The sequence below is a fragment of the Streptomyces enissocaesilis genome (assembly GCF_039533765.1).
Taxonomy (GTDB): Bacteria; Actinomycetota; Actinomycetes; order Streptomycetales; family Streptomycetaceae; genus Streptomyces; species Streptomyces enissocaesilis.
In genome coordinates this window covers 143518-166084 of record NZ_BAAAUD010000021.1, presented here as the reverse complement: position 1 = coordinate 166084, position 22567 = coordinate 143518, and the positions used below count along the sequence as shown (strand labels likewise).

Annotated in this window: 22 protein-coding genes and 1 pseudogene; 13 read left to right on the top strand and 10 right to left on the bottom strand. The window is 70.6% G+C overall.

The features are described from left to right. Positions 1-166 precede the first annotated feature (166 nt). Both ABD374_RS11845 and ABD374_RS11840 read right to left on the bottom strand, forming a co-directional pair. Positions 167-700, bottom strand: a complete 534-nt coding sequence (locus tag ABD374_RS11845; RefSeq protein WP_344494253.1) for a hypothetical protein — start codon at positions 698-700, stop codon at positions 167-169. Positions 701-944: 244 nt separating this feature from the next. Beyond that, positions 945-1430, bottom strand: a complete 486-nt coding sequence (locus tag ABD374_RS11840; protein ID WP_344494251.1) for a carboxymuconolactone decarboxylase family protein — start codon at positions 1428-1430, stop codon at positions 945-947. 138 nt (positions 1431-1568) lie between these two features. Here ABD374_RS11840 and ABD374_RS11835 point away from each other — a divergent pair, with 138 nt between their 5' ends. Together ABD374_RS11835 and ABD374_RS11830 are read left to right on the top strand one after the other, a co-directional pair. Beyond that, positions 1569-2546 (top strand): RNA polymerase sigma-70 factor, encoded by a 978-nt coding sequence (locus ABD374_RS11835; protein WP_344494250.1) that lies wholly within the window; start codon positions 1569-1571, stop codon positions 2544-2546. Positions 2547-2965: 419 nt separating this feature from the next. Continuing rightward, the gene (locus ABD374_RS11830) at positions 2966-3631 is read left to right on the top strand and encodes a maltokinase N-terminal cap-like domain-containing protein (protein WP_344494272.1); all 666 of its coding nucleotides are present in this window, start codon (positions 2966-2968) and stop codon (positions 3629-3631) included. A 17-nt stretch (positions 3632-3648) separates the two neighbouring features. Here the strand turns inward: ABD374_RS11830 and ABD374_RS11825 are convergent, their stop codons facing one another. Next, the gene (locus ABD374_RS11825) at positions 3649-3834 is read right to left on the bottom strand and encodes a hypothetical protein (protein ID WP_344494249.1); all 186 of its coding nucleotides are present in this window, start codon (positions 3832-3834) and stop codon (positions 3649-3651) included. A gap of 162 nt (positions 3835-3996) precedes the next feature. Between ABD374_RS11825 and ABD374_RS11820 the strand changes: the two are divergent. Both ABD374_RS11820 and ABD374_RS11810 read left to right on the top strand, forming a co-directional pair. Then, positions 3997-4187, top strand: a pseudogene (locus ABD374_RS11820) (inositol monophosphatase family protein); the annotation flags it as partial. Between the two features lie 588 nt (positions 4188-4775). Next, entirely contained in the window at positions 4776-5693 is a 918-nt protein-coding gene (locus ABD374_RS11810) for an NADP-dependent oxidoreductase (RefSeq protein WP_425577196.1), read from the top strand. Between the two features lie 636 nt (positions 5694-6329). Here the strand turns inward: ABD374_RS11810 and ABD374_RS11805 are convergent. After that, positions 6330-6536, bottom strand: coding sequence for a hypothetical protein (locus ABD374_RS11805; RefSeq protein WP_344494245.1), 207 nt, complete (start codon positions 6534-6536; stop codon positions 6330-6332). Between the two features lie 497 nt (positions 6537-7033). Between ABD374_RS11805 and ABD374_RS11800 the strand changes: the two genes are divergently transcribed. Continuing rightward, a complete protein-coding gene (locus ABD374_RS11800) occupies positions 7034-8290 on the top strand; it encodes a PLP-dependent cysteine synthase family protein (RefSeq protein ID WP_344494243.1) in 1257 nt (418 codons plus the stop codon). A 281-nt stretch (positions 8291-8571) separates the two neighbouring features. After that, positions 8572-9516 carry a hypothetical protein gene (locus ABD374_RS11795; protein ID WP_344494241.1) on the top strand — a complete coding sequence of 315 codons (945 nt, stop codon included), beginning with the start codon at positions 8572-8574 and terminating at the stop codon, positions 9514-9516. 797 nt (positions 9517-10313) lie between these two features. On the opposite strand, the gene ABD374_RS11785 is transcribed toward ABD374_RS11795, so the two are convergent. The 3 genes from ABD374_RS11785 to ABD374_RS11775 all read right to left on the bottom strand — a co-directional run bounded on the left by ABD374_RS11785 (position 10314) and on the right by ABD374_RS11775 (position 12731). After that, complete coding sequence (locus tag ABD374_RS11785) at positions 10314-11006, bottom strand: GAF and ANTAR domain-containing protein (RefSeq protein WP_344494240.1); 693 nt, start codon at positions 11004-11006, stop codon at positions 10314-10316. A 730-nt stretch (positions 11007-11736) separates the two neighbouring features. Further along, positions 11737-11937 (bottom strand): hypothetical protein, encoded by a 201-nt coding sequence (locus ABD374_RS11780; protein WP_344494238.1) that lies wholly within the window; start codon positions 11935-11937, stop codon positions 11737-11739. Between the two features lie 569 nt (positions 11938-12506). Beyond that, on the bottom strand, positions 12507-12731 hold the full coding sequence (locus ABD374_RS11775) for a hypothetical protein (protein ID WP_344494236.1): 225 nt from the start codon (positions 12729-12731) through the stop codon (positions 12507-12509). Between the two features lie 1337 nt (positions 12732-14068). Here ABD374_RS11775 and ABD374_RS11770 point away from each other — a divergent pair. From ABD374_RS11770 to ABD374_RS11745, 6 genes are read left to right on the top strand one after another with little or no spacing between them, the layout of a single operon-like run. Next, the gene (locus tag ABD374_RS11770) at positions 14069-15535 is read left to right on the top strand and encodes an ATP-binding protein (RefSeq protein WP_344494234.1); all 1467 of its coding nucleotides are present in this window, start codon (positions 14069-14071) and stop codon (positions 15533-15535) included. Beyond that, entirely contained in the window at positions 15532-15966 is a 435-nt protein-coding gene (locus tag ABD374_RS11765; RefSeq protein ID WP_344494233.1) for a roadblock/LC7 domain-containing protein, read from the top strand. Before ABD374_RS11770 ends, ABD374_RS11765 begins: the two co-directional genes overlap by 4 nt. After that, entirely contained in the window at positions 15963-16322 is a 360-nt protein-coding gene (locus ABD374_RS11760) for a DUF742 domain-containing protein (protein ID WP_344494232.1), read from the top strand. Before ABD374_RS11765 ends, ABD374_RS11760 begins: the two co-directional genes overlap by 4 nt. Continuing rightward, positions 16300-16899: a GTP-binding protein gene (locus ABD374_RS11755; RefSeq protein WP_344494230.1), complete on the top strand. Its 600-nt coding sequence runs from the start codon at positions 16300-16302 to the stop codon at positions 16897-16899. The genes ABD374_RS11760 and ABD374_RS11755 overlap by 23 nt, the downstream gene beginning before the upstream one ends. Then, positions 16896-18350: a cytochrome P450 gene (locus ABD374_RS11750; protein WP_344494228.1), complete on the top strand. Its 1455-nt coding sequence runs from the start codon at positions 16896-16898 to the stop codon at positions 18348-18350. The genes ABD374_RS11755 and ABD374_RS11750 overlap by 4 nt, the downstream gene beginning before the upstream one ends. Next, entirely contained in the window at positions 18332-19483 is a 1152-nt protein-coding gene (locus tag ABD374_RS11745) for a cytochrome P450 family protein (RefSeq protein ID WP_344494271.1), read from the top strand. Before ABD374_RS11750 ends, ABD374_RS11745 begins: the two co-directional genes overlap by 19 nt. 408 nt (positions 19484-19891) lie before the next feature. Here ABD374_RS11745 and ABD374_RS11740 read toward each other — a convergent pair whose 3' ends face one another. Continuing rightward, positions 19892-20161 (bottom strand): GlsB/YeaQ/YmgE family stress response membrane protein, encoded by a 270-nt coding sequence (locus ABD374_RS11740; protein ID WP_093797251.1) that lies wholly within the window; start codon positions 20159-20161, stop codon positions 19892-19894. Positions 20162-20407: 246 nt separating this feature from the next. Here ABD374_RS11740 and ABD374_RS11735 point away from each other — a divergent pair, with 246 nt between their 5' ends. Beyond that, positions 20408-20581, top strand: a complete 174-nt coding sequence (locus ABD374_RS11735) for a CsbD family protein (protein ID WP_344494227.1) — start codon at positions 20408-20410, stop codon at positions 20579-20581. A 365-nt stretch (positions 20582-20946) separates the two neighbouring features. Here the strand turns inward: ABD374_RS11735 and ABD374_RS11730 are convergent, their stop codons facing one another. Continuing rightward, a complete protein-coding gene (locus tag ABD374_RS11730; RefSeq protein WP_344494225.1) occupies positions 20947-21537 on the bottom strand; it encodes a TetR/AcrR family transcriptional regulator in 591 nt (196 codons plus the stop codon). 41 nt (positions 21538-21578) lie between these two features. Next, positions 21579-22157: a sugar O-acetyltransferase gene (locus ABD374_RS11725; RefSeq protein WP_344494224.1), complete on the bottom strand. Its 579-nt coding sequence runs from the start codon at positions 22155-22157 to the stop codon at positions 21579-21581. Positions 22158-22567 lie beyond the last annotated feature (410 nt).

Genomic DNA, 22567 nt, shown 5'->3' with positions numbered 1-22567 from the left:
GGGCCCGGCACCAGCCAGATCCTCCACGGCCTGGTCGCTGTCAGCCTGCCGGGCCTGCGGACGGTGGAAGTGCTGGTCGCCATTCATACGTAAGCACGTGCCCCGAGCGCCTCTTGTTAATCACAGCAAGAAAACCATGCTGAGTACCCACCCCGCCCTCTTGTAGTCACCCGAAAAGAGCTGGGGGGTGCTCCTGGACCTCACGGAGGGTGGTCACCCCGACGACGAACTCGCGGCCTCGAATGCCCCGTAGAAAGCGGTGCCCACGAGGGTGCAGACCGCTCGGGCAGACAGGGCGCCGGTTCTCCTCGTCGCCCAGGATCTTCAGCAGGGGCGGAAGGTGGACCGGCCCCCGGCACGGGAGTAACGGGTTGACGGGTCCGCCGATGCGGCAGCCTGCTGGAGCCCGGTGCCCGGCGTTCGTACGGCGCTCGGACCGGTGCACGTGGCCGCGGTAGCGGTCGTACGGGGCGGCCTCGGCCATCAGCCTGCCCAGCGACATGCCGGACCGCTCCAGCTCAACGAGCGGGCTGCTCCTGCGTCGTAGCAGGTCGGGCAGGCCGGAGAAAAGCCGTGGCTTCCATGAGCTCGCCCCGGCCGCCTCTCGCCTCTGGACGTACTCGCAGATCGTGTTACGGCGGGCACCGAGAAGCCCCGCGATCGAGGCGGCGGGGTTCCCGGGCCGGGTCGTTTCCTGCACGCGGGCGACGGCGGGCTCCCGTCCGGACCGAGCCCAGGCGTTGGGACCGAAAAAGGGCACCGCCGAGACAAGGCCGGCAGGAGCCACGGGACCGCCTCGAAGCCCTGACGCGGGTTGCTGCTTGGCCGGCCGGGCCCTCGGTTTCAGCCGGGTGTCCAGGGCCGCCGTGTTCGCACCCGGACACGCGCGGGCCCGGCCCGGATCGAATGATCCCGGGCCGGGCCGGGCCGGATTCGTCCGCCGGTCAGTCGAACGCGGCGGCGAACATGCCGGGCTCGTAGGAACCTCCCCGCTGGTGCACGATCACGGCGAGCCGGTTGGCCGCGTTGATCAGGGCGACCAAGGAGACCAGCGCGGCGGTCTGGTCGTCGTCGTAGTGCTCGCGTACCTGGGCCCAGGTCTCGTCGGACACGCCGTGGTGGGCGTCGGCGAGCCGGGTGCCCTCTTCGGTGAGAGCCAGCGCGGCCCGCTCGGCCCCGGTGAACACGGTGGACTCGCGCCAGGCCGCGACCAGGTTGAGCCGGACCGCGCTTTCACCGGCGGTCGCGGCCTCCTTGGTGTGCATGTCGATGCACCAACCGCAGCCGTTGATCTGGCTGGCGCGCAGCGACACCAGCTCCTGCGTGGACTTCGGCAGCGGCGACTGGTGGATCACCAGACCGGCGTTGGCGAACCGCTTGGCGAACTTGGCGGCGATCTCGTTGTCGAACAGGTTGAAACGGGGTTCCATGGCTTCCGTCCTCACTCGTGGTGTCGCACCGGACGAACACGAGATGCCGGCGACCGGCTCCTCGTGACGGAGTGACGGTGTGACGTGCGCCACCGCTCACGGGCGTCACAAAGCCGCGGGGACCGGCGTCTTGTGCGCATGGCACCGTCCGGAGCGAACAGGCAGGAGCAGCCGGTGAAGAGCGAACACAGCGAGCGCGCAGAGGACGCGGCCGGGCAGCTCGCCGGCGGCGGGCGCACGGACCCCGCCACCGAGACGTTCGTGGCCCATCGCAACCTGCTGTTCACCGTCGCCTACGAGATGCTCGGCTCGGCCGCCGACGCCGAAGACGTCCTGCAGGAGACCTGGTTGCGCTGGACGGGTGTCGATCTCGGCACGGTGCGGGACCAGCGTGCGTACCTGGTCCGGATCACCACCCGTCAGGCGCTGACCCGGCTGCGTACGCTCGGCCGGCGCAAGGAGTCCTACGTCGGCACCTGGCTGCCCGAGCCGCTGCTCACCACGCCCGACGTGGCCGAGGACGTCGAGCTGGCCGACAGCGTCTCGATGGCGATGCTGCTGGTGCTGGAGACGCTCACGCCGACCGAGCGGGCGGTGTTCGTGCTGCGCGAGGTGTTCGACCTCGGGTACGACGAGATCGCGGAGGCGGTCGGCAAGAACCCGGCCGCGGTCCGTCAGATCGCGCACCGGGCACGGGCACACGTCGCGGCGCGCCGGCCGCGCGGGATCGTTTCCCCGACCGAGACCCGAGACGCGCTCGACGCGTTCCAACGGGCGGCCGAGACGGGCGATCTGCAGGGCCTGCTCGACATCCTCGCGCCGGATGTCGTCTTCATGGGCGACGGTGGCGGCATCAAGCAGGCCGTCCTGCGGCCCGTCGTGGGGGCCGACAAGGTGGCCCGCCTGCTGGCCGCCGGGCTGGGCAGGATCACCGCCACGGGGTCGCTGCGGCCGGCACAGGTCAATGCCTGCCCGGCGCTGATTCTCCGGTTCGACGACGCGATCGACACCGTCGTGGCGGTGCGCATCGACGACGGCCTCATCACCGGGCTCTACGCCGTGCGCAATCCCGAAAAACTGTCGCACATGCAGCGGGAGACCACCCTCCGCCGCTGAGCCCGGGCCCCTCGGAAACGAACCCGACCGGCCTCACCGCCTGCACGTCGCTGCCGGCGCCGGCACAGCCGTCGCTCTCGCAAGCTTTCACACACCAACAACTCGAACAGACAGGCGACTCCCTGCTCACTGCGGCGGCCGGAGACGATCTTGCCGCCCCGACCGCGGGCGATGACGGCGTCGGCACCGTGGGACACCTCCATCATGTTCGGGCCCTCCTCGATCTCCCGGCCGTTCGCACAGCCGCTGCCGTTCGCGGCTGGCGACGGCGTGCCTACCGGCACTCCGTCTTCGGCAGTCGGCCCGCCAGGTCCTGGAGCCTGTCTCATCGATCTTGTCGGGTGGAAACCGTTCTTTCAGCACCGTACGGATGGGAAGGTGTGAAGGCTCGCGTCCGCTCAACGGAAGAGATCTTCGGCATGGCCGTCATCCACCACACCGTCCTCAAGCCGACCAAGCTGGAACTGCTCACCTCCTGGTTGCCCTCCCGCCCGTGGTACTGCGGCAACACGGGTGAACCGATATTGGCCAAGGCCGGTGGCTTCCGGCTGGACGACCCGCAGGGCGAGGTCGGGATCGAGTTCATCGTGGTCACCGACACCTCCGGCCCTCACCCGACCACCTACCTGGTGCCGCTCGCCTATCGCGGCGCCCCGCTCGACGGACTGGAGCACGCTCTCGTCGGCACCATGGAGCACGGGGTGCTGGGGCGGCGATGGGCCTACGACGGCTGCCACGACCCTGTGCTGGTCGCCCAGTTGCTGGCTCTGGCCGAGGGCCGGGTCCAGGCCCAGGACCAAGACACCAGTGACGTCCCCGACCGGGAAGTCACCCGCGCCTACACCGGTGAGGACTTCACCTCCCCGGACTTCACCACCACTGCCACCGACGACCAGGAAGGCACCGGACTGCCTGCGCAGCATGGCATGACCCTCCGTCTGCACCGGGTCCTGCGTCCCATGCCGGACGGTCCGCCTCCCCTTCCGCAGGGAGCGGCCGGCCACGTCGCCGGCACCTGGCGCACGCCGGACGGCACCCGTGCCCAAGGGCTGTTCGCGGTCTTGCACACCGCCCCTCAGGGCTAGAAGACCGCCCCTCAGGGCTAGAAGACCGCTGAAGATACCGTGCCGAGATGGTCATGTCCGCGTCTGCCCAGGTCGACACGGGTGGCGCGGGTGCTGTGCGTCTCGTCGGCGCCGATGCCGGCCGGGGTGCGGCGCGGACGACCACGTCTCCTGCGCGGGAGGCGGAGCTTGTCCATGACCGGGTTGAACCGGGTGGAGTCCACAGCAAGGTGAAGCTCGCGGGTCGGCCCACCGCGGAACCGGCCCGGAGCCTCACCTCTCACCTGCCGGACCAGGTCTGGGTGACGGCTCCGGGGTACGCCTGGGCCTTCCCGTACTCGGCTCCGATCCCTAGGGATTGGCTTCGCCCGGATACTCCGCACACCGTGATCAACCCAGACGTGGACCTTGACGATGCTGAGGTCGCGATAGCTGCGGCGCGCGCGGGCGGGCAGGTCTGCGCGCCAGGTACGGTCGGCGCCTTACCCGCATCGACAAGGGCGCCGGGGACTTCGCCACTGACGCCGATGTCGGGGCCGAGGAGGCGATTCTCGGGACGCGCCGCACGGGTGCTCCTCCGTGCGGTCCAGGTGGAGCGGTGCCCTTGCGGCGCCGGTTGACGCCCCGGAGAGTGCCGTCGCCGACCGAGTAGCACTCGTGGGAGCAGGTAGTGGCGTGGGTCCGGTGGCAGGCCGCCGGCAGCCGGTCCGGCTCGCCCTGCTCGACCCGGCAGGACCCGGCGGTCGGGCGGATACCGAAGGGCCTGAACTCACCGAAAGCGAAGGTGCGGTCGGGGTGCTCGGTCAGCGCGTACCCGAACCCACTGAGCGTTGGCCGGCATGCCCGGAACGACGACGGGCCGCCTCAGCCGCACCGCCTCGGAATCCCGCCATCGCCTTGTCGAGCGCTCCTCCCACTGCGCCGTGAAGGCTGCACCGGACGGAGTGCCCTGCGGCGAAGGGCGAACCCCACGAGGAAGGGGAGCGCGAAGAGCACCGCACTCGTCGTGGACGGCACCCTGGTCCCCATTCTCCGCCTCCCCGTTTCACCACCCCTCCCTCCGGCAACCCATGAACAACGATCATCCGGACGAGACCCGGAAACCACTGAGGAAAGGCACGTCATGGGACACGATGAGGCAGGCACCCCCGACAGCGGCAGTGACATGAGGGCGATGACGTACTCGGCCTTCGGCGGTCCGGAAGTCCTCGCAGAGACACGGCAGCCGCGCCCCAAGGTCGGCCCCGGCGAGGTCCTCGTGCGCGTGCGGGGCGCGGCGGTCAATCCGGTCGACTGGAAGATCATGGCCGGAGGTCTGAAGGGCCTGATGGAAGCGTTCTTCCCCGTGATCCCCGGCTGGGACGTCGCCGGGGTCGTCGAGCAAGTGGGCATCGACGCGCCCGAGTTCGCGGTGGGCGACGAGGTGGTCGCCTACGCGCGCAAGGACTACGTGCACGGCGGCACCTTCGCCGAGTTCGTCACCGTCCCCGTGCGGGCCCTCGCCCGCCGGCCCGCGTCACTGACCTGGGACCAGGCCGCGGGTCTGCCGCTGGCCGGTCTCACGGCGTACCAGGTGCTGACGCGCCTGGGCACCGGTCCGGGTGACACCGTACTCATCCATGGCGCCGCCGGCGGAGTGGGATCCCTCGGGGTGCAGATCGCACGTGCCCTCGGCGCCCGGGTCGTCGGTACCGCATCCCCCGCCAATCACGACCGGCTCCGCGAGCTCGGCGCGGAGCCGGCAGCGTACGGCGAGGGAGTCGTCGAGCGCGTCCGGGCACTCGCGCCGGACGGAGTCGATGTCGTCGCGGACTTCGTCGGCGGGGTCCTGGACACGACGCTGGCCGTCCTGCGCGAAGGCGGTCGGCACGCGTCGATCGCGGACAACTCCGTCATCGACGCCGGCGGGCAGTGGATGTGGGTACGGCCGAGCGGCGCCGACCTGGCCGAGCTGGGATCCCTCGCCGACGCGGGGAAGCTGACGGTGCCGGTGGCACGGACCTTCCCCCTGGAGGAGCTGGCGGACGCTTTCGCGTTGAGCCAGTCCGGGCATGTGCACGGGAAGGTCGTCGTGACCGTCTGACCCCGCGCCACTCGCAGCCCTCGCCGGCCCCGGTACGACCGGCCCGGCGAGGGCTGCGGACGCGAGTACGGGTGCGGGTGCGAACCCGGACGCGGGCGCGGTTCAGCGCGCGGAAGCACCCCCGCACCGACAGGGGCTCGCGGCAGCTTCGGGAAGCGGTGGACCGTACGCCGGTCCGCGGATGGCCGGGGCCGGCCTGGCCTCGGTGAGATGGTCGGCGAGCCGGCGGACCGCGTCCGGGGCAGCGGCGTGGAGCAACCGGCCGCGCAACCGTCCGTCCTCGTCGTAGCGGCCGAGGACGAGCACCTGCTGCCGGCGCAGTGTGCCGGTGCCCCCGCCGATCACCGCTTCGGCGTCTCGCGTCGGCGGGCCCCGGACCGGCCCCGGGCGTCCGGCATACACCTCTGCCCGAGCCGTTTGACCACCAGCCGTTTCTGAGCGACGGCCGGGTCGGCCACCCACGGAAACCGCGCCCATGGTCGAACGCAAGAGCGGGCGGGCGTACAGGTGCCATGGTCCGCCGTCCGTCCCGAACCTCCATGTCTCGTCGCAGGAGTCCGCGAACCAGCCACGGGGGCGTACCGGTCCCCATCCCTTCCGGTGGTTTGCCGTGGCTTCTGGTTCGTGGCGGTCCGTTCAGGGTGCCGGACAGGCATCTCCTGCGGTGATCAGCACGCCCGGCGCGTCCATCTCGTCCGCCGTGAAGGTCACGTCCTGGCCCTGGACGTCGGTCGGCTCTACGTACGGTACGACCGGAGGCAGAGGCAGGGGCACGCGCGTGGACAGAGCCACCGGCACCCGGCCGAACACCCGGTCGCGCAGGGTGTCGGCACCAAGTCGCACCCCGCCCCGTACCTCGGCCTCCGACGCGACGACACACACCCGCGCACCCTCCGCCCCATAGTCCAGACGGGCGTCCTGAAGGGTGAGTGAGGCTGCCCGGCAAACGCCGGCGGAGACCACCGACCGCAGGCGGTTCAGCCCCCGGATACGCACCGAAGCGGCCAGCAGCCGCACTTGGTGCCCGCGGCCGGGACCCGGTTCGGCGGCCGGTCTCCCCTCCCCCGCTCGCAGACAGGCCGCCACCGCCTCGGCCGCCGCCCGGCCGCGGGCAGTGGGCGGTGCGGCAGGCAATGCCCCGGCCGGACAAGGCGGTGACGACGTCCCGCCGGCCGGCCGGACATCCTCCGCGCCGGTTCGGCTTCGCGGTTGGACCGGAGAGGTGATTTGCGTGCACCGCGTCTGTGGCTGTCCGTGAGGGGGGATGCGGCGCTGCTAGAGATGGGGCCCGATGCCGTCCCGGTGGTGGGTGGCGCGCGTGGGGACGATGGAGGTTTTCGATGGGTGTGACCAGACGTGCGATGCTGCTGGCCGGTGCCGGCGCCGTGGCGGGTTCGGCGTTGTCGGCGGGCGGGGCCGGTGCGGCGTACGGCGGGACGCGCGAAGCAGGAGGCCGCTCGGAGCGAGCCGCGGCAGCCGCGGTCGAGGACCTCTCCAACCGTCACCCGGACGAACGGCAGTGGGTGAACGACCGCATCCAGCAGATCCGCCGGATGCCGTCCCGGACGACACCACTGACGGAACTCGAACTGCCTCGCAGCTTCCACGGGCTGAAGCTGTATGTGAAGAACGAGTCGGTCCACCCGTCCGGCAGCCACAAGCACCGGCTGGCCGAGGCCTTGTTCCTCAACGCCTTCGCCAACGGGTGGCTGCGCAGCAACGGCCCCGTGGTCGAGGCGTCCAGCGGTTCGACCGCCATCTCCGAGGCATGGTTCTGCCGCGAACTCGGCATGCGGTTCATCGCGGTGGTGCCGACCGGCACCGCCGAGGAGAAGAAGAAGGCCATCCGTGACCTGGGCGGGGAAGTGATGGAGGCAGCCGGCGCCGACATTTCCAAGCGCGCCCAGGAAGTCGCCCTCACGCACAAGGGGCACTTCATGGACCAGTTCACTTACGCGGAGCGGGCGTACGACTGGCGCAGCGACCACGGCCTCGCGGCGGAGGTCATCGGTGCGGTGGACCCGGACTGGTTCGTGATGGGCGCCGGCACCGGCGGCACCGCCGTCTCGGTGGGCCGCTACGCCCGGTACACCGGAAGCAGGGTGCGGGTCTGTGTGACGGATCCGGAGAACTCCGCGTTCTTCCCCGGCTGGCGCGACAACGACCGTACCGCCACCGGGAAGGGCTCACGGATCGAGGGCATCGGCCGCCCCAGGGTCGAGCCGTCGTTCCTCTTCCCCATGATCAACCGCATGATCCGGGTGCCCGACGCCGCGTCCATCGCCACCATGCGCGTGGCCGCCGACCGCCTGGGCACCGCACCCGGGGCGTCCACCGGCACCGGCCTGTTCGGCGCGCTGCAGATCCTGCGGGAGATGCGCGAGCGGGGCGAGCGGGGGACGGTCGTCACGGTGCTCTGCGACCTCGGCCAGCGCTACCGCACCTCGTACTACAACGACGCCTGGCTGGACAAGCACGGCATCGACTTCCGGGCCTGGGCGCCCGTGGTCGAGCGATGGTTCGAGACCGGTGACTGGGCGGCGCCGACCGCCTGGAGGCCCGCTCCCGCACCGCGCTCCATCCCGTGGAACATGTGACACTCCGCTTTGCCGTACGCCGGGAAGTGCGTCCGGAACTGTCCCCTTGCGCGCACTGCATGGTCCGGACGGTTCCGGGCAAGGAGGCTTCGCCCGGAACCGTCTGTCCCGGAGGGGGAGCGCGGACTCCCGGGCCCCCTCCCGCCCGGCGTCAGGGGGCGACAGCGTCCTGGGGCGCGGATTTCAGGGAGTAGACCAGACGGAGGGGGGTCCCCTCCGGCACGGGGTGGCTCGTGCGGCGTGCGCTTTACGGAAAGACACGCGCGCTCTAGCGTCGCGTCATGATCAGAAAAGGATGCGTCGTACTGGGAGTCACCTGTGGCTGTCTCGTGGCTTCCGCCTTGGGGACCCGGGCCGCGGAACTGCCCCCGTGGCAGCGCGTGGGCACAGGCATCACGGGCGGCGTGAGCGGCATGGCGGTGGTCGAAGGCGCGCCTGTGAGCCGTGACCGGGCCGATGTGGTGGTGGTGCGGGACAACAAGGAGGAAGGGCAGGACCGGGTGGTCACGGTGCGGCTCAGGCCCGGCGAGGAGCCCGTGACGACGGCGCTGCGGTGGAAGGGGCCGCTGCCGGAGGACCTGGAGGCGCTCGATGCGGTTCCGGGCCGGAGAGACCACTACATCGCAGTGGCAAGCGAGGGCGTGGCCTACCACATCGTCGTGACAGGTGACACGGCGACGGTCCAGGACAAGCCGGTCCCGCTCCCGGGCAGGGCGAGTGGTGACAACTACGAGAGTTTCGCGCTCTTCCGCCATCCTTCGGGGAGGTCCTTCGCCGTGTGGGCCACCCGGGGGAAGAGTGAGGAGAAGTCCGTCATGCGTGCGGCCCCGGTGAAGACCGACGAGAAGTCCCTGCGGATCGGCAGACCTGCCGCCACGCGGCAGTTCGCCGTACCGTTCCCGAACGAGGACGAGGTACGGCACGTCAGCGACCTCAAGGTCCTGCCGGACGGGACGCTGCTGGTCTCCTCGGCGTCGGACCCCAACAGGGACGACGGGCCGTTCAGTTCCGCGGTCTACAGCGCCGGAAAGCTGTCCGTGAACCGTCGGCACCAGCCCGTACTGCACCTGGAGAAGAGGGGGCACCTGGCGCCTCTGCGTCTGTTCACCAAGCAGGACGACCGCAAGATCGAGGCGGTCGTCCACCTGCCCGACGAGCAGGAGATCTGGGGTACGGACGACGAGCACCATGGCGGGTTCGTCCGATTCGACCGAGTCCGCCCGTAGCCGACGGAAGCGTGCTGGGGGATGGACAGGCCGGTGCTCCGGCGGCCGCCGTCCCCGATCACTGTCGCCCGGCCGGCGGCGGGTCTCTCGCCGTACGGTTCCCCTGCCTTGCAGGCGTTTCGGCTGCCGGGCAGAGGCCGGCCGACGGCGACGACGACGAGACGGATGCCGGTGTCGATGACCACCTGATGGTGGTGGGAGGGAACAGCGGTAGTTCTTCGGCTGCTCAGCGACCTGGCAGTCACGGATGGGGCAGAGTGCCGTCTACGAGCAGCACGACGTCCGTGCGGAATCGTTCGCAGGGCCGCCTGCGAGGCTGTCTGCGGGGACGAGGCGCGGACGAGGCCCGACCCGAGGCGGTCGATGATGCGGTCCGCAGCCGTTCGGAGGTTCCGGACATCGGGGCGTCGGGAGCGGGTGTGTGCGCCGAGGGAGCAGGGTGCGAGGCCGGATCGAAGCGTATCTGACGGGTGTCGCGGAAACAGGGTCGTGGACCGTCCTCGCGCGGTACAGCTGGTCGACGACTCGGCCCTCCCTTCCGATACATCGCATACCAGCAAGTTCTTTCACGGAAGGTGTGCCGGAGTCCCGGGAAGGCTCTGGCACGCCTTCCGTGTGACGGTCGGCATCGTGCCACTCCGGTGACGGCGTGCCGGGTGTCGCCCGGGTCGGGCGCCTTCAGAGGATCCGGGCCCGGGGCGTCCCGGCCCCGCCGCGCACGAGCCGGGCCCAGAACCCCGACTCGTGGACAAGGCGGCGTACCGGGAGGCCCGTGTCGTCGGCACCGGGAGCCGGGATCAGTCGGCGAGCCGGCCGGTCTCGCAGACCTGGCGGGCGACCTCGCGCAGCTTGATGTTCGTTTCCTGGGAGTACTTGCGCAGGACGTCGAAAGCCTGCTCCTCCTCCAGGCCGTGGCGACCCATGAGGATGCCCATGGCTTCACCGATGAGGTGCCGGGTGGTAAGCGCCTCGCGCATCTGGGCTTCGGCCCGGGCGCTGGAGAAGGCGACCGCAGCGTGGGAGGCCAGCAGCCATCCGGCTGCCTCACCGGCCTCGGTGAAGGCGCCGGGTTTGCGGGAGTAGAGGTCCAGCGCGCCCAGTTCTTCCTCATCGGTGTAGAGCAGGAAACCCATCATGCTGCCCAGTCCCAGCCCACGGGCCCGGGGCACATAGTCGGGCCAGCGGTCGGCTTGCTGGGTGAAGTCGTGAACGCGCATGACCCGCTCGTGCCCGGCGCGGCGGGCCACGTCGAAGCACGGGCCCTGTCTCAAACGCTCCTGCAGCTGGTCGCTGTCGATGACCAGTTGCTCGGTCGGTGCCAGGGACTGCACGCGGTCGCCGTGGACCAGGAGGATGCCGGCCGCCTCGCAGCCCTCCACCAGCTCCACCGCGCCGTTGGTGATCCGCCGCAACGTGGCATCCACACTTTCCTGCGCCAGCAGGTCCCGGGCCAAAGAGGCCATCTGCTGAGCGAACGCCTGCCAGTCCATCCCGTCCTCCTCCACGCCACGCCCCACCGCTCATCAGCAGAACACACCCGCCCTCGATCACACCGGTAGGCGTGCACTCCACGGGAAACACCCACCCGCCCAGGGGTGACCGCCGCCCGCCGGGACACGGGGACCGGCCCACGCGCAACCGACAGTCGTGCTGCCCCTGTCCGTGGTTGAGAACGGAGAAGGGCGATGCCCGGCGGCCGGGCGGGGCGAGTCCGGCGCCGCCGTGCTTCGTCCCACCGGATCAGTGATCCGTTCGGGCCCCGCCTCGGCGCACATGTCAGCACGCCGCCAACACCGCCACCCGAACGGAGGACAGAGCGGCGAACTTCAAAATCGCCGACGGGGGAACACAGCAGCACATGATCGAGCCCTACGCACTGCCCGTCGAGGCCCGCGAATTTTACTGCCTGCCGCCAACAGCCCGAGCCCAACGGTGCGTCCTGTGCGGCGAAATCCGCCTCCATGAACCCGAAGCCGACTCCGACGCGTGGAAGGACCACTCCACTCACTGCCCGGACACCCCCACCCCTGTCACCACGGACAGCGAAATCCGGATCGGTCGGCACATTCACAGCTGATGGTCCGGGCCTGCTTCCTGGTGAAGGGTGAAGCGGGGCCGGTGTCCTGGGACCAGGACACCGGCTCGGCAGGAGGCGGTTTCGGCGGAGTTCGCCCCAGGGCTCAGGCCCCGGGGCCGGGCGGGTGCAACGGCGCCCCGGCGTCAGGGCCGGCCGGGGTCGGCCAGCACTGCGGCGAGGTTCAGGACTGCGGCAAGGACAGCAAGGGCCAGCAGCAGGAACTGCAGGTACTTCAGAGCGGTCGCCAGCCTGTCCGTTTTGTTCAGCGACGCTTCGGGATGGTGGAGGTGTCCGGGCCAGTTGTCGGCGGGCTCGACGGGGCTCGTAACGTCATCTTGGTTCATTGTCTGACAACGTGCCGGCAGCGGCAGAGGAATGGCGGCACGGGGGCACTGTCACGAAATCGGTACGGGAGACAGTGGTGCGTGATCACACACCCGTGACCACGCACCGCAGTACGTCGTGCTGCCAGAAGGAGGGCTCTCGCGTGCGGCGTTCGGTTTCCGTGCGATCTCTGGCGGCAAAGCGGTCGCTGAGCCGGTAGCCGGTAGATCACCAGGCCGAATTGCCCGTCATGCCTTCTGGGAGCCGGCCGCGCCCCTGCACGAAGGAGACCGGTGCGTCCCCGTGCGGTACTCGACCTCCCTCCCCGATGACGTGCCGCCCCAGCCGGAAAACAACGAGACCGGATTCGCCACCGTGCCCAGCAGCCCGGGCGTGCCGCCACAGCCACGCCGGTCCGCCCTTTCCTCTCGGCTCCCCCGGCGGCTGGTCCCACCCGGCCGACGGTCAACCGCGGGCCGGAACCCGGGATCACCCTGTGCCCCTGGCCGGGCCCGGGCCACCGTCCGACCGGGCCGTCTGCGGGCCATGTCGGCTACGGCGTTCCCTCATGCCGGACGAGTGGCGCGGATCAGGTGGTGGTCGGCCGCCGCAGGTTGCGCTCGACAGCCGAACCGACGGCGGTCATACAGGAGGAGCAGTAACGTTCCTCGGCTGCCTCACCCTTGGGCGGGGCAGGTGAGGCGGGCGGCGCCAGGGGGCGCCCGCACAGGGCGCTGGCTCTCGTCTCCTTGCTGATCACATGCCAGACCAGCCCGTCCTGGCCCGGTATCGGCTCCGCGTGCATCTCATACATGGGTCGCCCTCCAGCGATCGCAACCAGCCGGGGGCCCACTCACCCCCGTTTCCGATAAGAAGCCACCAAGCCGGGACAGGCGAATCGGCATAGGCCAGCAGGAGGAAAACAGAGCGTCACGGGCTTGCCGGACGCCCCGCTCGCCCATGCGCCGCCGGCAGTCCGCCACTGGGCGCAGGTTCGCGGAACGCCGTCGGACGGCGCCGTGCTCCTGAGAACAGCGCTCCCGCCGTCGACGGCGGGAGCGCACGTCGCACTGGCTGATCGATCTGCACGCATCGGTCACAGCACGCGTGGCTCTGCACACCGGTTGCGGTTCTGGCCCGGCTTCTGCGGGAGGGACTGTTGCGAAAATCCCGGGACGACGGGGTCCGACAGCATCTGGCAGGTCAGTCATACGGAACACGGGCCAGGTGGAGGCGGTGCGGACCAAGGACAGCCCGGTCGGCATCAGCGCAACCGTGAGCGGGGCGGTGGCCGCGTATGCCGTACCCCGCCGGGAGCCGTGGCGATCCACCCGTCGGTCATCAGCGCGTCCAGGATCGTGATCCCGCGCGGTACGTCGAGCGGTGCGAGACGACCGCCACTGACGCCCGGTGCCGGGCAAGGACAAGGGCAGGGTTTCAGCCATGTCTCCATGGTTCGGGCCTCTCGTCCGGCCCTCCGTGAGCAAGACCGAGGTGACCGTCGTGCGGCGCCATTCCAACAGCCCGCCCGGACCCGCCGCGAACTTTTCGGCCGCCCGGCCAACCGCCGTGCATGACTCCTCCTTCGCGGGGCACCGGCACCATGGTCCCCCCGACCGGACGACACCCCCCGTCGTCCGGGCCCGAGATGGCCCCGCGAGCCCACCCCCAGGCCGCGGGGCCACTCTTCTTCCCCGGCCCGACGGCTTCCCCGGCTTCCGGTTCCCGCCCCGATCCGCTCTTTCCTGCTTTCCTGCTGTACGTTCCGGGCGTCACGGAGCGCTGCCGGTTCGGCCGACGCGTCCGTCGGCCGGCCGGACAGGGCAAGATCCCCGTGCAGGAAGCCGGCGTCATCGCGGCTGTGCACCCCGGCCCCCGCTCTTGGGGGAAGACCCAGCGGTCGGCCGGGGCGGCGGGTCCGGCGGCCGATATGGCTCGTCCTGTCCCAGGAACTTGAAGCCGCCTGCCATACCTAGGATGATCAGCCACTCCAGCACCCTTGGTGGGCACGGGAGTTCGGACATCACCCCATCAGTGTGCCGATTTCCGGATTGCTCTCCGCCGGGACCCGGCGGGACGCACAGACACCTTCTCCGGCTCGTCCCGCCCTGCTGTCCTGCTTCACCTCATCCCCCCACCCATGAGGAACTGATGACACAACACATACCGGAGGCGGTGATCTGGTGCCTCGCGGCCATGGCGCTCGCAGGCCTGGTCCTGTTGGTACGCCAACGCCGGCTCACCGCCTCTCTGCGCCGGCGCCAGACGGCGTTGGAAGCCGGCCTGCGCGCTCGTGACGAAGAGGCCCGGCACCTGGTCGAGGTCCGTCTTCCCGTGTTGGCCGAGGCTCCCCACCAGCCCGTATCCGTGCCCGGCCTGCTCGACCCGCAGCTGGGCCCGACGGCGTACGGGCAGAGTCTGCGGCAGATCGAGGACCTGTTCACCAGAGTGGCCGACGCGGCACGGTCACGAGCCGACCAGTCGGCGAGAGCGACGCTCAAGGCGGCGATGCGCGCGCTCCAGGCCCTGGCGAACGAGCAGCAGTTGTCGATCTCGGACATGCAGGACCGGCACGACAGTCCGGAGGTGCTCCAGGACCTGCTGGAGATCGATCACGCGAACGCACAGTTCGGCCGGAGGGCGCAGGCCATCGCCGTACTCTGCGGATCGTGGCCGGGCCGGCAGCGGGTCGCCTCACCGCTGATCGACGTCGTACGGGGCGCGACGTCCCGGATCCGGGACTACCGGCGCGTCGAGATCCATTCGCGGGTCGGCCTGAACGTGGTGAGCCGGGCGGTGGAGCCCGTGGTGCTCGCGGTCGCCGAGCTGCTGGACAACGCGGCACGGCACTCGCAGCCCGACACCAAGGTCGAGGTCGGCATCCAGCCCGCGCACAACGGCATCTGTGTGGTCATCGACGATGCCGGCGTCGGCATGGACGCACGCGAGACCGAGGAGGCGGGCCGGCGCCTGTCGGGCCGGGAGGACGTCGACATCAACCGGCTCGGTGACCCGCCGCAGTTCGGCTTCGCCGCCATCGGTGTGCTGGCCGCCCGGTACGGGTTCACCGTCTCGGTCGACACCCGGTCCCCCTACGGGGGCGTGCGCGCCGTGGTGTTCCTCCCCCACGCACTCCTCGATCACGCAGGCACCGTCAAGGCGGCGGCCGTACGGGAGGCAGAGCCGGTCCCCGTGCCGCCCTCCGCTCCGATCACCCCGGCCGCGGCCTCCAGGTCCGGTTCCGGATCCCGGTCCGGATCCAGGTCCGGGTCCGGGTCCGGATCCGGGTCCGGGTCCGGGTCCGGGTCCGACGCCCCGCAGGCCCTGCCGGGTGGTGCGGAGCCCGCGCCCGTGGCTCCGGTGCCCCCGGGGCAGGAACTGCCCGCCGCAGCTGCCGCTGCCCCCCGGGCCTCCACGGCGGGCGGCCTCCCCAAGCGCCGTCGCCGGGCCGTCCAGGACCAGGCAGCGGGGCAGCAGGTGCCCGCCACACCGTCCGGCGACGGCCACACCCCGGTCCGCCCGGCCGCCGAGACCGCTTTCCGCATGGGTGCGTTCGCGCGCGGCACCCGCTTCGGGCGCGCCGCTTCTCAAGACGACGAAGGGAATCCGCAGGAATGAACGACCACATGGCCAACGAACTGGGCTGGATGCTCGACGAGGTCCTCAAGGTCCCGGAAGCCCGCCACGCGATCCTGCTGTCCGCGGACGGCATGCTCCGGGCGCACTCCCGGGGAATCGGTCGCGACGAGGCGGAGCGGCAGGCCGCCGCGCTGTCCGGTCTCCAGTCGATCAGCCGCAGCACCGCCGAGTTCTGCGCCGAGGAGTCCTCCCCCTGGCAGCAGACACTGGTCGAATTCGTCGACGGGTACGTCTTCCTGGTCGCCGCCGGCGCCGGGGCCTACCTGGCGGTCTCCGCCACCCAGAACGTGGACATGGAGGCGGTCACCTACGGCATGCACAAGCTCGTCGACCGGCTGGGCAAGGAACTGACCAGTCCGCCCCGGCGGGACTCCGTACCTGCCCGGCCGGGCACCAGCCGTCCGGCATGAGCCCACCCCACAGGCGCGAACGGGGCCTGGTGCGCCCCTATGTCGTGACGGACGGCCGTGCCCACCCGACCCGTAACACGCTCGACCTGGTGACGCTCGTGGTGGCCGTGGGCGACCGGCCGCTCAGCGGTCCGAGTCCGGAGAAGCGCCGCGTCATGGAGCTCTGCCGAGGAGGAGCGCTGTCGGTCGCCGAAGTGGCAGGGCACCTGACGCTGGCGATCAGCGTCACCAAGGTCCTGCTCAGCGATCTGATCGACAGCGGCCACATCACCACCCGGCCCCCCATCCCCAGGGCCCAGCTCCCCGACGACCAGCTTCTCCAGGAGGTGCTTGATGGACTCCGCGCCCGGCTCTGACCAGGTCTACGTCCGGGACACGGTCAGAACCGCGGTCAAGATCCTGGTCGTGGGCCACTTCGCGGTCGGCAAGACCACGTTCGTCGGCACCCTGTCCGAGATCCGGCCGCTGCGTACCGAGGAGACCATGACGCAGGCCGGCGAACCGATCGACGACCTGGCCGGGAGCCCGGACAAGACCACGACCACCGTGGCCATGGACTTCGGCCGCCTCACACTCAGCGAGCGGCTGGTGCTGTACCTGTTCGGCGCTCCCGGGCAGAAACGCTTCACCAAGCTCTGGGAAGACATGCTGAACGGGGCCCTGGGAGCCCTGGTGCTGGCGGACACCCGGCGGCTCGACCAGTCCTTCGACATCATGGGCCTGCTGGAGGAGCACGGCATGCCGTACGCGGTCGCCGTCAACCAGTTCGACGACGCACCGGTGTTCCCCGAAGCGGAAATACGCGAAGCACTCGACCTCCTCCCGGAAACCCCCCTCGTCCTCTGCGACGCGCGCGACACCGCGTCCTCCACCGAGGCGCTGATCTCCCTGGTCACGTACCTCCAGACCCGTACCTTCCAGGAGCTTCGATGACCACCCCCCGGTCCGGCCCGGACGCGGTACCGCCACCCGGTTGTCCGGCACACGCCGGGCCCGGGGAAGGCGCGGCCGGTCCGGCCTCCCCTGCCGCCCTCCGTACGGCTGAGTCCCTGTACGGACCGGAGTTCGCCGCCGACCCGGCCGCGGTCTACGCACGGCTGCGCACGTACGGCTCCATCGCGCCGGTGGAGATAGCCCCCGGAGTCCACGCGTCCCTCGTCACCGGTTACCGGACCGCCCTCGAGGTGCTGCGCAGCCCGGAGCGGTTCTCCAAGGACCCGCGCCGATGGCGGGGCCTCGCGGACGGGACGGTCCCCGCGGACAGCCCCGTCGTCCCGATGATGATGTACCGGCCGAACGCCCTGTGGACCGACGGTGACGAGCACGCGCGGCTGCGTGGTGCGATCACCGACAGTCTGAGCCGCGTGGACCCGAACGCGCTGCGCGGTTACGTCGAGCACAGCGCCGACACCCTCATCGACCGGTTCGGCCCCGAGGGGCGGGCCGATCTTCTCGGCGAGTACGGAGCGATCCTGCCGCTGCTCGTCTTCAACCAGCTCTTCGGCTGCCCGCCGGAGACCGGGGACAAGCTGGTCGAGGGCATGTCGGGAATCTTCGACGCCGACGCCGACTCCGAGAAGGCGAACGCGGTCCTCGCCGAGGGCGTGGCCGAGCTGGTGGCCCTCAAGCGGGAGCGGCCCGGAGCGGATGTGACGTCCTGGCTGATGGCCCATCCCGCACGGCTCACCGACGAGGAGATGATGCACCAGCTCGTGGTCCTCATGGGCGCGGGCACCGAGCCCCAGCAGAACCTCATCTGCAACGGTCTGCGGCTGCTGCTGTCCGACGACCGGTTCGGCGGCGACCTCGCGGGGGGCAGCATGCCCGTCGAGGACGCGCTCGACGAGGTGCTGTGGACGGACCCGCCGATGGCGAACTACGCCATCCACTACCCGCTCCACGACCTGGAGCTCGACGGAACCCTGCTGCGCGAGGGCGATCCCGTCCTGGTCAGCCTGGCCGCCGCGAACACCGACCCCGCCCTGGCGGGCGACCGGCGCGGCGGCAACCGCGCGCACCTGGCGTGGAGCGCCGGCGCGCACACCTGCCCGGCGAAGTCCCCCGCCCGGCTGATCGCCGCCGTTGCCGTGGAGAAACTCCTCGACCGGCTCCCGGATACCGAACTGGCGGTGGGGGTAAGCCGGTTGGAGTGGCGGCAGGGGCCCTTCCACCGGGCTCTGGCCGCCCTGCCTGTGCGCTTTCCCCCCATCACCGTGCCGGTCACTACGGACGAGCCCTCTGGAGCCAGTACATGGAACACGAATCCCGCCCCCTCGTCATCGACGTCTCCGGCGCAGACATCCACGGAGAGGGAGCCCGCGTACGGGAACGGGGGCCGGCAGCGCTGGTGGAGCTCCCTGGCCAGGTGGTGGCGTGGGCGGTAAGCGACCACGCGCTCCTCAAGGAGCTGCTCACCGACGCCCGTGTGTCCAAGGACCCCCGCCGGCACTGGCCCGCGTGGATCAACGGGGAGATAACCCCGGAGTGGCCGTTGTTCACATGGGTCGCCGTGACGAACATGTTCACCGCCTACGGAAGCGACCACAGGCGCCTGCGCAAGCTCGTCTCCACGGCGTTCACCGCGCGCGCCACGGAGGCCCTGCGCCCGCGTGTCGAGGAGATGACCGCCGATCTGCTCGACGGGCTCGCCGCCGTCCCTCAGGGGCAGGTGGTGGACCTGCGCGAGGAGTACTGCTACCCGATCCCCATCCAGGTCATCTGCGAACTGTTCGGGGTCGACGACGAAGACACGCGCAAGGAACTGCGTCGTCTGGTGGACAGCATCTTCAACACCGCCGCCGCCCCCGAGGAGGTCGCGGCCACCTTCCAGGGCATGCACACCGTGCTGTCCGACCTCGTCGCACTCAAGCGGCGGGAGCCGGGCGACGACATGACCAGCGTTCTGATCGCGGCCCGGGAGGAGGACGGCACGCGGCTCACGGAAGCCGAGCTGGTCGACACCCTGCTCCTGGTGATCAGCGCCGGGCACGAGACCACGGTCAACCTGCTGGACAACGCGATCCACGCCCTGTTGTCCCACCCGGACCAGCTCGAACTGGTCCGGACGGGCAGGGCCTCCTGGAACGACGTGATCGAGGAGACCCTGCGCGTCCAGGCTCCGGTGGCGAATCTTCCCCTGCGTTACGCCGTGGAGGACATCGGGACCATGGGGGTGACGATCAGGAAGGGCGACGCGATCCTCGCCGCCTACGCCGCCGCCGGACGCAATCCCGCGCTCCACGGCGAGGACGCGGACCGCTTCGACGTCACCCGGGTGAACAAGGAACACCTCGCGTTCGGACACGGTGTCCACTTCTGCCTCGGAGCGCCGTTGGCCCGGATGGAGGCCGCGATCGCCCTGCCCGCCCTCTTCGAGCGCTTCCCGGGCCTGAGGCTGGCCGTCCCGGCGTCCGATCTGGTGCCCGTGGAATCGTTCATCTCCAACGGCCACCGCAGCCTGCCCGCCCACCTGTCCGGCGGGACACACGGGACACACGGGACACAGCCGACGGGCTGACCTCTCCGCCGGTGGCACCGGGCAGTGGAGGGGGGCGGGGCCGCTTCGTACGCAGCCCCCCTTCCCCACCGAGGACCGGCGGTCCCCGTCGTGCTGAGTCGTGCTCAGCGGGGCGGCACGACACCGGACGCAGAGTCGTGAATACGCCGGGTGACGTTGGTGAAGGGACTGTCCCGGTGAGGGGGCGCGTAAGCCGTATCGATCAGCACGCCCCGGCAGCCGCATGCGGAGAATCGCAGATGAGACGTTCCGCCGGTACCTTGCGCCGCGGAGTTCGACACACCGGGAGAACGGCTTCGGTCTCCCGTGAGCAGCGCGTCCCGGTCCCCCAGGGGCCATGGGGAGGCGCAGCGCAGCGGGCACCGGAAGGAAGTCCGGTGCCCGCTGCGGATTCGGTTCGGTGTGTGGTCAGGCGTGGTGGCGCTTGCCCGCGACCGCTCGGTAGATCACGAGCAGGATGAGCGAGCCGATGATCGCCGACAGCCAGGAGGAGATCTCGAAGAAACCGTCCATCGGGTCGACGTCGAAGAGTGCCTGGGCGAGGAAGCCGCCCAGCAGTGCGCCCAGGACACCGAGGATCATGGTGATGAGGATGCCGCCCGGGTCACGGCCGGGCAGCAGGAACTTGGCGATCGCACCGGCCAGCAGACCCAGGATGATCCACGAAATGATTCCCATGCGTACGCACTCCAAAAGTCAGGGCCACGGCCTCGGTTGTGGCCGCAGCAGCAGGTTGTGAATCGCCGTTTGCCCCCGTCCGACGATGCCAAACAACTGCTCGGACGCACTGGTTCCGACGGAGGTCGTCTGCGGCGTCCCGGTGGCCCACTCGTGTGGCGGACGCGGCACAGCCGCATAACAGCGCTGATGCGGGGCAGCGGATTGTCAGAGCCACAACGTAGGGCGCAACGTAAGGAGAGCATGATGAGCGCTGCTGACAAGACTGAGAACACCGCCGACAAGCTCAAGGGCAAGGCCAAGGAAACCGCGGGCAAGGCCACCGGCGATGAGCGTCTCCAGGGCGAGGGCAAGGCAGACCAGGCCAAGAGCGACGTGAAGCAGGCCGGCGAGCACGTCAAGGACGCCTTCAAGCGCTGAGCGCCCTCCTGGGCCGTTGCCGTTGCAGGGGTGTGGGCCGCAACCGGTGGTTGCGACCCACACCCCTGTGCGCATTGCCGGTGCGGTGTCTTCTTCGAGGGGTGACGATCCGGCGAGGTGGCTTCAGCGGCAGGGGAGGCGGGCCCCTGGGCGCAGTTGTCCACCGCGCGGCAGGGGCGGTTGTCCGCACCGGCCATGGAGCCCACTGGAGCGCCTCTTCTCAGAGCTGGGCACGGAACGGGCGGGAAGCCGCCTGCGGGCCGGTCATGGAACCGACCGGCCGGGCGGAGCAGGCGGAGCGGTGAGTGATACGCGCGTCCCGCCGGCGCCGGGACGGCACAGGGAGAACCTGGCCGGCACCTTGGTCAGGTGGGGTGCCGGCCAGGGGCTTCGAGGGATCGGGCGGCCGCGCCGCCGCCCCGCGTGATGCGGGTGATCGCTTCCAGGGTGAGGGCCCGTTCGTGGGGTTCGGTCTCCAGGGCGCGGTGGATGGACAGGCCCTCGATCAGCGCGTCGAGCTGGCGGGCCGTCGCCGGGTCGAAGTGCCACCGCAGGGCACGGCGGCTGCGGCTCATCCATTCCCGGGTCAGCTCGCGGTAGGCGGGTTTGCGGGCGGCGAGGGTGTACAGCTCGTGGGTGAGCACCAGTTCGCGCTGGTTGCCGCTGGACAGGCGGTGGACCAGGTCGGCGATCGCCTCACGGGCCTCGTCGGGTGTCGTGGCGGCCCCGAGTCGCTCCTCGAAGACGGCGACGATGCTGCTGGAGAAGCGGGTGAACGCCTCGCGCAGCAGCTCGTCCATGCCGCCGAAGTGGTACGTCATCGACCCGAGCGGCACTCCGGCGCGAGCGGCGATCTTGCGGTGCGAGGTGCCGGCGACCCCTTCTTCGGCGATCAGGTCGAGCGCGGCGGTGATGATGCGCTCCCGCCGCTCGGGGTCGTTCTGTCCGGTCGCCACGGTGCGCTCCTCCACTGGAACCTGTACGGGATCGACCTGTACTAGATCGAACGGATCACCCGGGCCGGATTGCCCACAGCGACCACATTGGCGGGTACGTCCTTGGTGACGACGGCTCCGGCGCCGATGACGCTGTTGTCCCCGATGGTCACCCCGGCCAGGACGATCGCCCCGCCGCCGAGCCAGACGTTGTCACCGATCACGATCGGCTCGGCCGCCTCCAGTTTGTCCCGGCGCGGTTCCGGATCCACGGGGTGGGTGGGGGTGAGCAGCTGCACGTTCGGGCCGATCTGGCAGTCGCGGCCGATGGTGATGGGGGCCACGTCCAGAGCGGTGAGGCTGTAGTTGATGAACGTGTCCTCGCCGACCGTGATGTACGTGCCGTAGTCGACGAAGAGCGGCGGCCGGATGTGGGCGCCGGCGCCGAGGCCGCCGAGGAGCTCGGTGAGGACGGGCCGGGCGGCGTCGACGTCCTCGGCGTACGCCGCCTGGTACCGGGCGGTCAGGCGCACGGCGCGCTGCTGGGCCTCGGCGATGTCGGGATCGTCGGCGATGTAGAGGTCTCCGGCGAGCATCCGTTCACGGTGGGTACGCGGGTCGCCCGCGAAGTGGTCCGTCATGCGTACGATCGTACACTCCAAGGGCGTACGATCGTACGTCCTTGGTTCTCCACTTGTCTGCCGAAACCCCGCCACCAGGGATTTCGCCCCCGCCGCCGCGCCGGGCTGTTCCTCTTCCTGCCCGCCGCCGACACCGGCGCGGCTTCCCGGGTGGCCCGCACCCCCGCGGCCCGGGACGTGCTGGACGCGCGCACCGGCACGACGGGGCTGGTGCCGTCCGGGCTCTCCACCGGCTCGACGGCCGGGGTTACGGCCTCCGGCTCTCTGGTGCGCCGGCAGCGGGCCGGGGAGCGGCAGGTCGTGGGTTACGGCTCGATGAGGCCGGTCCGTCTCCCTCCTGTCTCTCCCGGCGGGCTCCCACCCTCACTTCCACCGCCCTGCGTCCCGACGTCACCCGGGATCCGACCTTC